Source organism: Burkholderia sp. BCC1996, from assembly GCF_905339955.1.
Taxonomy (GTDB): Bacteria; Pseudomonadota; Gammaproteobacteria; order Burkholderiales; family Burkholderiaceae; genus Burkholderia.
Genome location: NZ_CAJPHM010000003.1, coordinates 121,768 through 135,140, shown reverse-complemented (window position 1 = coordinate 135,140; position 13,373 = coordinate 121,768). Strand labels below are relative to the sequence as shown.

General features: G+C 69.5%; 13 protein-coding genes. 10 read left to right on the top strand and 3 right to left on the bottom strand.

Annotated elements, in window-relative coordinates; translation table 11 throughout:
- Window positions 1-22: 22 nt before the first annotated feature.
- Together U4Z64_RS04845 and U4Z64_RS04840 are read right to left on the bottom strand one after the other, a co-directional pair.
- Window positions 23-868 (bottom strand): tetratricopeptide repeat protein, encoded by an 846-nt coding sequence (locus tag U4Z64_RS04845; RefSeq protein ID WP_321819370.1) that lies wholly within the window; start codon window positions 866-868, stop codon window positions 23-25.
- A gap of 14 nt (window positions 869-882) precedes the next feature.
- Entirely contained in the window at window positions 883-2,952 is a 2,070-nt protein-coding gene (locus U4Z64_RS04840; protein ID WP_321819369.1) for a bifunctional 2',3'-cyclic-nucleotide 2'-phosphodiesterase/3'-nucleotidase, read from the bottom strand.
- 319 nt (window positions 2,953-3,271) lie between these two features.
- Between U4Z64_RS04840 and U4Z64_RS04835 the strand changes: the two genes are divergently transcribed.
- The 10 genes from U4Z64_RS04835 to U4Z64_RS04790 all read left to right on the top strand — a co-directional run bounded on the left by U4Z64_RS04835 (window position 3,272) and on the right by U4Z64_RS04790 (window position 12,376).
- The gene (locus U4Z64_RS04835; protein WP_321819368.1) at window positions 3,272-4,396 is read left to right on the top strand and encodes an ABC transporter permease; all 1,125 of its coding nucleotides are present in this window, start codon (window positions 3,272-3,274) and stop codon (window positions 4,394-4,396) included.
- Entirely contained in the window at window positions 4,393-5,322 is a 930-nt protein-coding gene (locus tag U4Z64_RS04830; protein ID WP_321800663.1) for an ABC transporter ATP-binding protein, read from the top strand. The genes U4Z64_RS04835 and U4Z64_RS04830 overlap by 4 nt, the downstream gene beginning before the upstream one ends.
- Window positions 5,323-5,349: 27 nt before the next feature.
- Complete coding sequence (locus U4Z64_RS04825; RefSeq protein ID WP_321819367.1) at window positions 5,350-6,285, top strand: MlaD family protein; 936 nt, start codon at window positions 5,350-5,352, stop codon at window positions 6,283-6,285.
- An 89-nt stretch (window positions 6,286-6,374) separates the two neighbouring features.
- On the top strand, window positions 6,375-6,998 hold the full coding sequence (locus tag U4Z64_RS04820) for an ABC-type transport auxiliary lipoprotein family protein (RefSeq protein WP_321800666.1): 624 nt from the start codon (window positions 6,375-6,377) through the stop codon (window positions 6,996-6,998).
- A gap of 19 nt (window positions 6,999-7,017) precedes the next feature.
- Window positions 7,018-8,169 (top strand): VanZ family protein, encoded by a 1,152-nt coding sequence (locus tag U4Z64_RS04815; protein ID WP_321819366.1) that lies wholly within the window; start codon window positions 7,018-7,020, stop codon window positions 8,167-8,169.
- A 146-nt stretch (window positions 8,170-8,315) separates the two neighbouring features.
- On the top strand, window positions 8,316-8,633 hold the full coding sequence (locus U4Z64_RS04810; RefSeq protein WP_006485233.1) for a (2Fe-2S) ferredoxin domain-containing protein: 318 nt from the start codon (window positions 8,316-8,318) through the stop codon (window positions 8,631-8,633).
- A gap of 13 nt (window positions 8,634-8,646) precedes the next feature.
- Window positions 8,647-9,291, top strand: coding sequence for an alpha/beta hydrolase (locus U4Z64_RS04805; protein WP_321819365.1), 645 nt, complete (start codon window positions 8,647-8,649; stop codon window positions 9,289-9,291).
- 485 nt (window positions 9,292-9,776) lie between these two features.
- Window positions 9,777-11,093 carry a D-alanyl-D-alanine carboxypeptidase family protein gene (locus tag U4Z64_RS04800; RefSeq protein ID WP_044846757.1) on the top strand — a complete coding sequence of 439 codons (1,317 nt, stop codon included), beginning with the start codon at window positions 9,777-9,779 and terminating at the stop codon, window positions 11,091-11,093.
- 48 nt (window positions 11,094-11,141) lie between these two features.
- On the top strand, window positions 11,142-12,068 hold the full coding sequence (locus tag U4Z64_RS04795) for a D-amino acid aminotransferase (RefSeq protein ID WP_321800673.1): 927 nt from the start codon (window positions 11,142-11,144) through the stop codon (window positions 12,066-12,068).
- On the top strand, window positions 12,068-12,376 hold the full coding sequence (locus U4Z64_RS04790; RefSeq protein WP_044846755.1) for a YbeD family protein: 309 nt from the start codon (window positions 12,068-12,070) through the stop codon (window positions 12,374-12,376). Before U4Z64_RS04795 ends, U4Z64_RS04790 begins: the two co-directional genes overlap by 1 nt.
- Here the strand turns inward: U4Z64_RS04790 and U4Z64_RS04785 are convergent.
- On the bottom strand, window positions 12,360-13,349 hold the full coding sequence (locus U4Z64_RS04785; RefSeq protein ID WP_044846754.1) for a transcriptional regulator GcvA: 990 nt from the start codon (window positions 13,347-13,349) through the stop codon (window positions 12,360-12,362). The genes U4Z64_RS04790 and U4Z64_RS04785 overlap by 17 nt on opposite strands.
- Window positions 13,350-13,373: the final 24 nt, after the last annotated feature.

Sequence of the window (13,373 nt, the reverse complement as noted above, 5' to 3'; positions counted from 1 at the left end):
CCGGCCAGGCGGCTCGCGCGCATCACGGCGCGATGACCGGGTGCTTCAGCGCATGCGCGGTTTCGATCCACTGCGCGTGGAATTCGTCCGCGTCGGGCTTGAGCCCCAGCTCGCCGTTGCGATACGCCATCGCGAGCGTCTGCACGGCTTCCGGCAGCTCGTGTTCCGCCGCCCGGCGATACAGCGCGAGCGCGCGCGCTTCGTCGCGCGGCACGCCGCTGCCTTCGCGGTACGCGTTCGCGAGCATGAAGTCCGCGGCCGGAAGGTCCGCGCGCGACGCGAGCTCGAACCAGTGCGCAGCCTGCACCGGATCGGCCGCGATCCCGTAGCCACTCCGATAGATCAGCCCGAGGTAATACGCGGCGGCCGGATCGCCCTGTCCGGCCGCTTCGCCGAGCAGCGCGCGGGCGCGTGCGTAATCCTTCGGGATGTCGCCGCTGCCGAGCAGCAGAGCCTTGCCGAGTGCCAGCTGTGCACGCCGCGCGGCCGGCGTGTCGGCACGGCCGTCCGTCTGCGCGGCGGTTTCGAGCCAGCCGCGTCCCTCGTCGCGCAGCCCCGGCTCGCGCGCATCGACGAGCGCGATGCCGAGCGCCGCCTGCGCGTCGCCCGAACCGCGGCGCGCGAGGGCGCGCAACTGCGCGAGCGCATGCGGCTCGACGGCCTGCGCGACCATCGCCTGCCATTCGTCGAGCTGCGCGGCGCTCGGCGCGGGGCCGGCGGCGCGCCAGCCGGTCGCGGCGACCACGGCCGCGACGGTCACGGCCGCCGCCGCCAGCAACGCGGCCGGCGGGAGTTTCGCGCGCAGCAGGCGCCGCGCGGCGGCGGTGAAGCCGGCCTCGGCCGGCCGCATCGTCCGGATCGGTTGCATCGCGGGTCTCGTGGTCATTGCGTGAGGTCGATCTCGTAGATGGCGAGGTTCTTGCCCGAGCCGTCGTCGGCCGCGACCTGCGTGAGGCCGCTCAGGCCGGCAGCCGCCGCGTCGCGGAGCCGGTTCGGCGCGGACGTGAACCGCACGTGCGCGACCGAGCTCGCGAGCTTCGTGAAGCGCCAGCTGCGCTGCGCGCCGTCGGCCGCGCGCGTGATCGCGCCGCGTTTCTTGATGAATGCGATCAGCACGTCGCGGTTCGCGTCGGGCGACGCGAAGATCGTCTTGCTGCCGTCGAGGCCCGGGAAATTGCCGCCGCCGCTCGCGCGGTAGTTGTTGGTCGCGACGATGAACTGCGCGTTCGGGTCGATCGGCGCGCCCTTGTACGTCAGGTTCCTGATCCGGCTGCCGACCGGCTGCGTGACGTCGATCTCGTACGCGAGATCGGCGGACGTGAACATGTCGAAGTTGTAGCCGGGGAAGCTGCTGACGAGCGGCTGCACGGTCGCCTGGGTCGGGTCGATCGTGTTGAAGCGTTTCGCGGCCGTCTCGAGCCAGTTCTTCACGTCGCTGCCGCTCACCTTCACCGCGTACACGGTGTTCGGATACAGGTACAGGTCGGCCGCGTTGTTGATCGCGAGCGCGCCGGGCGCGACGTCGGTGTAGTCGCTGCCGCCGCCGAAGCCGCTCTTGAACGGCGCGCTGACCGACAGCACCGGCAGCGACGCGTATTGCGGCAGGTTCGCCTGCACGTAGGTCTTCACGTAGTCGGCCTGCGCCTCGTTGACGATCTGGATCGCGCCCGGATCGCCGACGTCGGCGAAGTACGAGTTCATCCGGTAGTCGGTCGAGCCGATCGGCGTCTTCACGTAGTCGATCGTCGCCTGGTGCTCGGCGGCGATCGCGGCGGACACCGACGGATCGGCGGCGACGTAGCTCTTGTCCGCGTTCTGGATCGGCCGCGCCTCGACGGTCGTCTGCGACTTGTCGACGCTCCAAGTCTTGCCGTCGAACTTAAGACCGAGCTTGATCACGCCGAGATGCTTGCCCCAGTAGTTGGCCATCACGGTCGGCACGCCGTTGACGGTGCCCTTCGCCTTGTCGACGCCCGGCAGGTTGAACTGCGCCACGGTGCTGTTCGCGTCCGGGAACACCTGGTGCGAGTGGCCGATCAGCATCGCGTCGATGCCGGGCACCTTCGACAGCCACCAGCTGCCGTTCTCCATCGTCGGCGAGTACGCGGTGTTGTCGAGGCCGCCGTGCGAGATCGCGACGACGAGGTCGGCGCCCTTCGCGCGCATCTCCGGAATGTACTTCTCGGCCGCTTCCTTCAGGCCGGTCGTGTAGACCTTGCCGTCGAGCCAGCGCTTGTCCCAGCTCATGATCGCGGGCGGCGTGAAGCCGATGATGCCGATCTTCACCGGCGCGCTGACGGTCTTGCCGTCGGGCGTGACGGCCGTCACCGTGCGGGTCAGGATCGTGTACGGCGTGAACAGCGGCGCGTTGGTCCTCGCGCTGATCACGTTCGCGAGCACCTGCGGGAAGTTCGGGCCCGCGCACTTCTTCTGCTGCGCGGGGGCCGGCAGCCCGTCGACGTCGAACGTGTTGCCGGTCACCTGCGACAGGTACGGCAGCCCGTAGTTGAACTCATGGTTGCCGATCCCGCCGCCGTCGAACTTCGCGGCGTTCATCACCTTGTAGATCGCGAGCGTCTGGTCGCAGCCGATCGGGTTCACGAGCGCCTGGTAGTCCGACAGCGCGGTGCCCTGGATCGTGTCGCCGTTGTCGAGCAGCAGCGTGTTCGGGTACTGCGCGCGCGCCTGCGCGATCAGCGTCGACACGCGCTCGAAACCGAGCGACTTGTCGGCGGCGAGCTTGAAATAGTCGTACGACAGCACGTTGGTGTGCAGGTCGGTCGTTTCGAGCAGCGCGAGCGTCGTGGTCGTGCCGGCGGGCGCCTGGGCCTGCGTCTGCGATGACGGCGGAGCGGTGACGTCGTCGCCGCCGCAACCGGCGAGGGCGAAGGCGAGGCTGGCGAGCGCGGCGGCGGCGCTCGCGCGGCGGCGGGAAAGCGGGGGAAGACGCATCGATTGTCCTGTTCGGTGTTCTGTTCTATGAATCGCGAGGCGCGCCGCGAGATGGCGGCGCGGGCGCCGACGGCCTGACGTGCGGCGCGTGAGAGTATCGAAAGGAAACGTGACGGAAGAATGAAAGGTCGTGCGCCCGGCATGCCGATCCGGCGGCGAACGGTGCGCCGTGGCGGGCCGGGCACCCGCAACCGGATGCCGCCGACCCGACGCCCCGGCCACGCGCGCCCGGCTGCGCGCCCCGACGGCAATCCTCACGTCGCGGCGCCGGGCGGTTCGCTACAATGGCCGCTGTCATCCTTTTGCAAACAATCCGCCCTTGGACTTCGAGACTCCTCCCGGCCTGTCGGTCGACGCCGGCGGCCAGGGTCAGACGGTGCGCCTGTACGGCCAATGGACCGCACTCGCGCTTGCGCGCAACCGCGGCGCGGTCGCGCGCCGCATCGCGGGCATCGCGTCCGGGCGCGTGAACGAATGGGATCTGTCCGGCATCGAGCGACTCGACCACGTCGGCGGCCAGGCGCTGTGGCGCGTGTGGGGCCGCAAGCTGCCGGCCGGCGTCGAGCTGTCCGCCACGCAGCGCACGATCTTCGAGCGGATCGAACGCCTCGACAGCCAGCGCGAGGCGCCCGAGCGCGTCGTGCGGTTCGATCCCGTCACGCGCCTCGGCCAGGCGATTTTCTCGTTCGCCGAACACCTGCAAGGCGGCATCGCGATGTTCGGCCTCGTGATCCTCGATGCGCTGTCGGTGCTGCGCCGCCCGCAGACGATGCCGTGGAAGGAAACCTCGGCGAACATCTACAGCGCCGGCGCGCAGGCGCTGCCGATCACCGCGCTGGTCGCGTTCCTGATCGGCATCGTGCTGAGCTACCTGTCCGCGCAGCAGCTGCAGATGTTCGGCGCGAACCGCTACATCGTGAACATCCTCGGGCTGTCGGTGATCCGCGAGCTGGGGCCCGTGCTGTCGGCGATCCTCGTCGCGGGCCGCTCCGGGTCGGCGATCACCGCGCAGATCGGCGTGATGCGCGTGACCGAGGAACTCGACGCGATGCGCGTGATGGGCATCCCGCACGGGCTGCGGCTGATCCTGCCGCGCGTGCTCGCGCTCGGCGTCGCGATGCCGCTGCTCGTGATGTGGACCAACATCATCGCGCTCACCGGCGGCGCGCTCGCCGCGAAGCTGGTGCTCGGCATCGACGTCAACTATTTCGTGCGCTCGCTGCCGGGCGTCGTGCCGATCGCGAACCTGTACATCGGCATCGGCAAGGGTGTCGTGTTCGGCATGCTGATCGCGCTGGTCGCCTGTCATTTCGGTTTCCGGATCAAGGCGAACTCGCAGAGCCTCGGCGAAGGGACGACGACCTCGGTCGTCTCGTCGATCACGGTCGTGATCCTCGCCGACGCCGTGTTCGCGATCCTGTTCCAGAACGTGGGGCTCGGATGAACGCGTCGAACGAACCGGCGGCCGGTGCCGCCAGCGCGCATGCCGCGGCAATCGGCGCAGGCTCGGTCGGCACGCCGCCGGGCGCCGCCGGGCCCGGCGACGACCTCGTGATCGAGGTGCGCAACCTGACGAAGCGCTACGGGCGCAACATCATTCACCAGAAGCTCGATTTCGACGTGCGGCGCGGCGAGATCGTGGCGATCGTCGGCGGCTCGGGCTCGGGCAAGACGACGCTGGTGCGGCAGATCCTCGGCCTCGAGCGGCCGACGTCGGGCACGATCAAGGTGTTCGGCGAGGACACGTCGAAGATCGACGACGCGACCGCGCGGATGATGCGCACGCGCTCGGGGATGCTGTTCCAGCAGGGCGCGCTGTTCTCGTCGATGACGGTGTTCGACAACGTCGCGCAGCCGTTGCGCGAGCTCGGCCGCGTGCCGCCCGACCTGCTGCACGACATCGTGATGCTGAAGCTCGAGATGGTCGGGCTGCCGTGCAAGCACGCGTCGAAGATGCCGGCCGCGCTGTCGGGCGGGATGGTGAAGCGGGTCGGCATCGCGCGCGCGATCGCGCTCGAGCCGGAGCTGCTGTTCCTCGACGAGCCGACCGCCGGCCTCGACCCGCAGGCGTCCGACGAATTCGTCGAGCTGATCGCGACGCTGCACCGCACGCTCGGGCTGACGGTCGTGATGGTGACGCACGATCTCGACACGATGGTCGCGCTGTCGACGCGCGTCGCGGTGCTGGCCGACCGCAAGGTGCTGGTCGCGGCCCCCGTCGAGGAGGCCGCGAACGTCGACCATCCGTTCATCCACGAATATTTCCTGGGGCTGCGCGGGCGCCGCGCACTGCAGGCGCTGCCGCCCGAGCGGCGCGCGAAGCTGCCGAAGGCGGCCCTCGAACCGGCGCCGTCGAGCGTCGATCTGTAAGCAAGGCAAGAAGCAAGGAACCCGCGAATGGAAAACAAATCACATGCGTTCTGGGCCGGCCTGTTCACGATCGCGCTGACGCTCGCGATCGCGGGCACCGTGTTCTGGTTCAACGTCGACCGTACCGTGCGCGTGCCGTACGACCTGCTCGCGCGCACCAACGTGACGGGCCTGTTCCCCGATGCGGCCGTGCGTTTTCGCGGCCTCGACGTCGGCAAGGTGCAGTCGATCGGCTTCGATCGCGCGCATCCGGGCCAGATCCGGATCCGGATCCTCGTCGATCTCGACGCGCCGATCACGCAGTCGACCTACGGCAGCCTCGGCTTCCAGGGCGTGACGGGCATCGCGTTCGTGCAGCTCGAGGATACGGGGCGCGACCTGGCGCCGCTGCCGTCGTCGCCGAAGGCGATCGCGCAGATCCCGATGCGGCCGAGCCTGTTCGACCAGATCCAGGAGCGCGGCGACGTGCTGCTGCGGCAGCTCGAACTGGCGGCGAAAAGCGCGAACGCGCTGATGTCGCCGGAGATGCGCGAGCAGCTGCGCGCGACGGCCGAAAGCCTGCAGCATGCGGCGGACGGCGCGGCGACGCTGTCGAAGCAGCTCGCGCCGGCGGTGGCCGCGCTGCCGGAGACGATGCACCAGGTCGATCGCGCGATGGCATCGGCGAACACGCTGCTGCAGCCGAACGGGCCGCTCGTGTCGAACCTGAACAAGGCCGGCTCGGCTGCCGAGCAGGTCGGCGTCGCGCTGAACGACCTGAACGCGCGGGTCCAGTACGACACGCTGCCGCGTTTCAACGCGCTGGCCGGCAGCGTCGGCGATGCGTCGCGGCAATTGAAGGACGTCGCCGGTGAACTCGGCCGCAACCCGCGCAGTCTGTTGTTCGGCTCGCCCGGTTCCGCGCCCGGGCCCGGCGAGGCGGGCTTCGTCTGGCCGGGGGCGGGTGCCGCGGCCGGGAAATGAAGCGCATCGCCAGGCCGCCGCTCGACCGCCCCGGTGCGAGACCGGGCCATGACGCCATCGAAACCGGAAACATCATGCAGGAACATGCCATGCCACGAATCCTTGACCGCGCGCTGCGTCCGGCCGCGACCGCGCTCGCGGTGCTGACGCTCGCGTGTGCCGCCGGCTGCGCCGGCAACGCCGCGGCGCTGTCGAACGTCCGCTACGACCTCGGGCCGGCCGCATCGGTCGTCACGGCCGGCACCGGGCCCGCGCTGAAGGTGCTCGACGTCGCCGCGCCCGACGCGCTCGACACGGACAAGTTCGTCTACCGCCTCGCGTATGCGGATGCGCAGCGCATGGCCGTCTATCGCGACAGCCGCTGGACCGCGCCACCCGCGCAACTGCTCACGCAGCGGCTGCGCGGCGCGCTGTCGTCGCGCGGCGCGGTGCTCGAAGGCACCGACGGCGTGCGCGCGCCGACGCTGAAGGTCGACCTGAACGAATTCGAGCAGGTGTTCGACGGGCAGTCGCAGAGCCACGGCGCGGTCACCGCGCGCGCGACGCTGATGCAGGACGGCAAGGTGCTCGGCCAGCGCACCTTCGTCGCGCGCGCGCCGTCGAGCACGCCCGATGCGGAAGGCGGCGCGCGTGCGCTCGCGGCAGCGAGCGACGAGCTCGTGTCGCAGATCGCCGCGTGGGTCGGCGTGCAGGCGTACGCGGGCAACCCGTGACGCACCGCGCGCAGCCGCGATGAGCGCGCCGGGCACGTCGCGCGCGTCGTCGCTGGCGCGGCAGGCGTTCGCCGCGTATGCGGCGCTCGTCGTCTATGCATCGCTGTATCCGTTCGACGGCTGGGTGTCACTCGGCATCGGGCCGTTCGACTATCTGTTCGCGCCGATGCAGCGCTATGTGACCGCGTTCGACGTGGTCACCAACGTGCTCGGCTACCTGCCGTTCGGCGCCCTCGGCGTGCTCGCGCTGCATCCGCGCTGGCGCGGCGTGGCCGCGACGCTGATCGTCGGCGGCCTCGGCGTGCTGCTGTCGGGGGCGATGGAGGCGCTGCAGACCTACCTGCCGACGCGTGTCGCGTCGAATCTCGACCTCGCGGCCAACGCGCTCGGCGCGCTGCTCGGCGCGGCGCTCGCCGCACCGGCCACCGGCGCGCTGCTCGAGCGCGGCGCGCTGCGCCGGCTGCGCTTCGCGTGGTTCGAGCCCGACGGCGCGACGCCGCTGCTGCTCGCCGGACTGTGGCCGTTCGCGATCCTGTTTCCGTCGCCGTTCCTGTTCGGCATCGGCGACTGGCCGGCCGCGCTGTGGGAACGCGCCGACGGCTCGATGCAGGACGCGCTGCTCGCGTGGCTGCCGGCCGCGTGGCGCGTGAGCGAATGGCCCGAGCGTGTCGACGGCTGGCTGTCCGACTCCGCGTGGGAAGCCGCGCTCGGCGGGTTGATGCTGTTCGCCGCGCTGGCGATCGCGTCGCTCGCGATGCGCGAGCGCGCGCCGCGCGTGCGGCTCCTGATCGGGTTCGTCGTCGCGACGCTCGCGCTGAAGGCGGCCGCGACCTTCATGCAGTCGAGCACCGGCCTCGTCGTCGTGTGGGCAACGCCCGGTGCGCGGCTCGGCATCGAGCTCGGCTTCGCGGCGGCCCTGCTCGCATTGCGCGTGCCGGCCGCGTGGCGCGCGCTGCTCGCGGCGCTCGCGCTGCTGGCCGGCGTGGCACTCGTCAACCTGCTGCCCGTCAACCCGTTCTTCGACTTCACGCTGTCGGGCTGGCGGCAGGGCCGCTACGTGCACTTCAACAGCATCGCGCGCTGGCTCGCGTGGATCTGGCCCTACGCGGCGCTGATCTTGCTCGGCCAGCGGGTCGAGCGCGCGTGGCTGCCGGCCGCGCCGCGGCGCTGACGCGGCACGCCGGGCAGGGCGGCCACGGTTCGGTCGCGGGCAGCGGCGCGCGCCGCTCGTTATAATCGTCCGCACATCCGTTGCCGCGCGCAACGGCGATCGCCCCTCTTTCCGCCCGGCACCGCGCCGGGCCGCTCGTCACCATCATGGATTCCTACTACCAGCACCACGTCTTCTTCTGCCTGAACCAGCGCGACCCGGGCGCCGAGCGTCCGAGCTGCGCGCAATGCGATGCGCAGACCATGCAGGAATACGCGAAAAAGCGCGTGAAGGAACTCGGCCTCGCGGGGCCCGGCAAGGTCCGCATCAACAAGGCCGGCTGCCTCGACCGCTGCGAGGAAGGGCCCGTGATGGTCGTGTATCCGGAAGGCACGTGGTACACGTACGTCGACCAGGCCGACATCGACGAGATCGTCGAATCGCACCTGCGCGACGGCAAGGTCGTCGACCGCCTGAAGATCTGAGCGGGCCGGCCGAATGAACGTTCATACGCAGAAGTCGCTGATCGCCGGCCCGGTCGGGCAGATCGAAATCGCGGTCGACCTGCCGGACGCCATGCGCGACGGCAGCGCCGCGCCGCGCGGCATCGCGCTCGTCGCGCACCCGCATCCGCTGTTCGGCGGCACGATGGACAACAAGGTCGCGCAAACCCTTGCGCGCACGCTGGTCCAGCTCGGCTACGTGGTGTACCGGTCCAACTTCCGCGGCGTCGGCGCGACCGAGGGCGTGCACGACAACGGCATCGGCGAGGCCGACGACCTGCTCGCCGTGCTCGCGCACATGCGCGCGCAGCCCGCGTATGCGGACCTGCCGCTCGTGCTCGCGGGCTTCTCGTTCGGCACCTTCGTGCTGTCGCATGTCGCGAAGCGGCTGCGCGACGCGGGCGAGACGATCGAGCGGATGGTGTTCGTCGGCACGGCCGCGAGCCGCTGGCAGGTCGCCGAGGTGCCGGAGAACACGCTCGTGATCCACGGCGAAACCGACGACACGGTGCCGATCGCGTCGGTCTACGACTGGGCGCGGCCGCAGGAACTGCCGGTCGTCGTGATCCCCGGCGCCGAGCATTTCTTCCATCGCAAGCTGCACGTGCTGAAGCGCATCATCGTCGACGCGTGGCGTTGATGCGCTGAACCCGGCGTGCGGCGCCGCTGCCGCACGCGTGCGATGTCGCCGCTCGCGCGACATCGCGCCGCATCGTGTCACGGCACGGTCGCCCATGCCCGCTCCGGCGCAGTGCAGCCCGACTTGCACGGCGCCTGCGCACGCCTTTCGCGCGGCTTCGATCACCCTCTCTCGCAGCGAAGCCACGCCATCCTCTCGAAGCCGGTGTGCGGCCACCCGGGCCACGGTTCCCGAAAACGTCGTTCGCGGCCACGTATAATGGCCGCAATTCGCGTCGCCCGCGGCCCGGCTGGGCCCATGCGGCGCTCGTTTCGCCGCCTGTCCGCCCGCTCGCGACGGCCGCGAACCGAACGCGTCCGCACGAGTCCAACCGGCGCGTTTCGCGCCGTCCGACGCAGTCGGACGAACGCCGGAACGCCCGCCGCCTTGCCGTTCAACCCTTGCGCGTTTCGCGCCGCACTTTCTGCCATCAGCCTGAATCGATCATGCGTCTGTCTCCCCAAGGCCTCAAGTCCCTCGCTTCTTCCATCGCCTTCGGCACCGCCGCGCGCAACGTCGCGCTGGGCGTGATGCTGCCCGTCGCGCTCGCGTCGACGATCGTCGTCGCCGAGGCGAAGCCGGCCGCCAAGGCCAAGGCCGCGCATGCCGCGCCGGCCGCCGCCGCCGAGCAGTTCACCGGCGCGCCCGCGACCTTCATGCCGGGCGCGGTGCCGCCGCCGGGCGTGAACGCGCGCTCGTGGGTGCTCGTCGATGCGACGAGCAACACGGTGCTCGCATCGGGCAACGCCGACGAACGCGTCGAGCCCGCATCGCTGACGAAGCTGATGACGGCCTACCTGGTGTTCGAGGCGCTCGACAAGAAGAAGATCTCGATGGAGCAGATCGTCACGCCGAGCGTCGCGGTACGCCGCGTCGGCACCGACGAGTCGCGCATGTTCATCGAGGCGAACAAGCCGGTGTCGGTGCACGACCTCGTGTACGGGATGATCATCCAGTCGGGCAACGACGCCGCGATCGCGCTGGCCGAACTGGTCGGCGGCAGCGAAGGGCAGTTCGTCACGCTGATGAACGACGAGGCGGCGCGCCTCGGCATGAAGGGCACCCACTTCGCCGACGTGAACGGCATGCCCGACCCGAACCACTACACGACGGCCGGCGACCTCGCGAAGCTGTCCGCGCACCTGATCCGCGATTTTCCGCAGTACTACAGCATCTTCTCGGAGAAGGAGTTCAAGTACAACAACATCCGCCAGGGCAACCGCAACCGCCTGCTGTGGCTGGATCCGACGGTCGACGGCCTGAAGACGGGCCATACGCAGGCGGCCGGCTACTGCCTGATCGCGTCGGCGAAGCGCGCGATCCCGGGTGTCGACAGCCAGCGCCGTCTCGTGTCGGTGATGATGGGCGAGCAGAAGGAAGGCGAGCGCACGCAGGACAGCATGAAGATGCTGAACTACGGCTATAGCGCGTTCGACGCGGTGCGCCTGTTCAAGGGCGGCCAGGCGATGTCGACGCCGCGCATCTACAAGGGCAAGGAAAACACCGTGCAGGTCGGCGTGAAGGGCGACCAGTGGGTGACCGTGCCGCGCGGCCTGGGCGACAAGGTCAAGCCGGAAGTCGAGGTCAACGCGCCGCTGATCGCGCCGCTCGCGGAAGGCCAGCAGGTCGGTACCGTGAAGATCGTCGCCGACGGCAAGACGCTGTCGGAGTTCCCGGTCGTCGCGCTGCAGGCCGTGCCGGAAGCGGGTATCTTCGGCCGTATCTGGGACTCGATCCTGCTGATGTTCAGCAAGAAGAAGTAAGCGCGACGGGCCTTTGTTTTTACGACTTCATCCCCATCTGTCATTGCCATGAGCCAAGCCGAATTCGAACCGATCGTCTACCTCAGCGTGTCGTCGCACGAGGAACTGGTGCCGCTGTCGGAAGCCCGCGTGCCGGTGCTCGACCGCGGGTTCATCTTCGGCGATGGCGTGTATGAAGTCGTCCCCGTTTATGCGCATGACGGCGCGCACGTGCCGTTCCGGATCGAACAGCATCTGGAGCGGCTCGCGCGCAGCCTGAAGAAGATCGGCATCGACAATCCGCATGACGCGGCCGGCTGGCGCGCGCTGATCGAGCGCGTCGTCGCCGCGAATGCGGAAGGCCTCGGCGACGGCCATGCGCTCGTCTACCTGCAGGTGACGCGCGGTGTCGCGAAGCGCGGCCACGCGTTCCCGGCGAATACGGTGCCGACGGTGTTCGCGATGACGAGCCCGCTGCGCCTGCCGTCGGACCAGGAGCGCGCGCAGGGCGTGCGCTGCGTGACGGCCGAGGATCGCCGCTGGCTGCATTGCGACATCAAGTCGATCTCGCTGCTCGGCAACGTGCTGATGGCGCAGCATGCGGCCGAACGCGACGCGTTCGAGACGATCCAGCTGCGCGACGACAACGTGACCGAAGGTTCGTCGTCGAACGTGTGGATCGTGAAGAACGGCGAGCTGTACGCGCCGCCGCGCAGCAACAGGATCCTCGAAGGGATCCGCTACGCGCTGGTCGAGCAGCTGGCCGACGAATGCGGCATTCCGTTCGTCGCGCGCGAGATCAGCGAAGCCGAGCTGCGCTCGGCGGACGAGATCATGATCACGTCGGCCACGAAGGAGATTTTGCCCGTCACGTCGCTCGACGACCTGCCCGTGCAGGGCGGCAAGCCGGGCCCCGTGTTCGCGGCGTTGTACGACGCGTACCAGCGTGCGAAGGCACGCGAGTTTGAACAGTTTGACCTAACCCGGAGAAAGTGATGAGCGAACCGACCAAAACCATCGAGGTCACCGGTGCGATCGATGCCCGGAAGGAGTCGCTGCTGGAGTTTCCGTGCGACTTCCCGATCAAGATCATGGGCAAGGCGCACCCGGAGTTCAAGGATACGATCTTCAAGGTCGTGGCCGTCCACGACAACGAGATCGACGTCGAGAAGATCGAGGAGCGTGCCTCGAGCGGCGGCAACTACACCGGCCTCACGATCACCGTGCGCGCCACGAGCCAGCAACAGCTCGACGACATCTACCGCGCACTGACCGGCCATCCGATGGTCAAGGTCGTGCTCTGAGCGCCGCTTTCCATCCTCCTTCCTGCGCGCACTCGGCGGGGGTCTTCCCCGCCGCGCGCCGCGCGTCCAGCTCGTCGCACAGCTGCTGGTACTCGGCGACTTCCTGAAGCAGCCAGGTCCTGAACGCCTGCACGCGCGGCGTGTTCACGAGCGGCGGCGGACACACGAAAAAATAGTGCCACGGGCTCTGCCCGTCGATGTCGAACAGGCGCACGAGGCGCCCGTCCAGCAGGTCGTGCACCGCGAGCGAGCGGCGCACCAGTGCGATGCCCTGGCCGTCGATCGCGGCCAGCAGCAGGTTCGACGAATCCTGGTACAGAATCCCCCGTTTCGGCTCGGTCAATGTATCGAGCCCCGCCGCGTCGAACCACGGCCGCCACAGCTCGTCGTCCGAGCGCAGCAGGTTGTAGTGCACGAGATCGGCGGGCGTCTGCGGCAGCTTGCCGCCGTTCAGCGTCGGCGAGCACGCCGGAAAGAACACTTCCTCGAACAGCGGCTCGACGTGCAGCCCCGGATAGCTGCCGGAGCCGAAGCGGATCGCGAGATCGACGTCGTCGCGCGCGAAGTCGGTGAGCGAGTTGGTGGACTGCAGCTCGACGTCGATTTCCGGATGCCGCTCGATGAACGTGCCGATGCGCGGCGTGATGAAGCGCGCGGCGAACGACGACAGCATCGACACCACCAGCCGCCGTCCGCGGTCGCTCGCGCGCACCTCGCGCGTCGCATCGGCGATCTGCATCAGCGCGGTGCGCACCTGCTGCGCGTAGCGCATGCCGGCGTCGGTCAGGCACAGCCGCTTGCCGTTGCGCGTGAACAGCTGCACGCCGAGCTCCTCCTCGAGCGCGCGAACCTGGTGGCTGACCGCGCCGTGCGTGACGTACAGCTCGTCGGCGGCGCGGGAGAAATTCTCGTGACGGGCGGCGGCTTCGAACGCGCGAATCGCGTTCAGCGCAGGCAGCTGGCGGAGGTCCATTTGCTAATTTTCCTCACATCGACG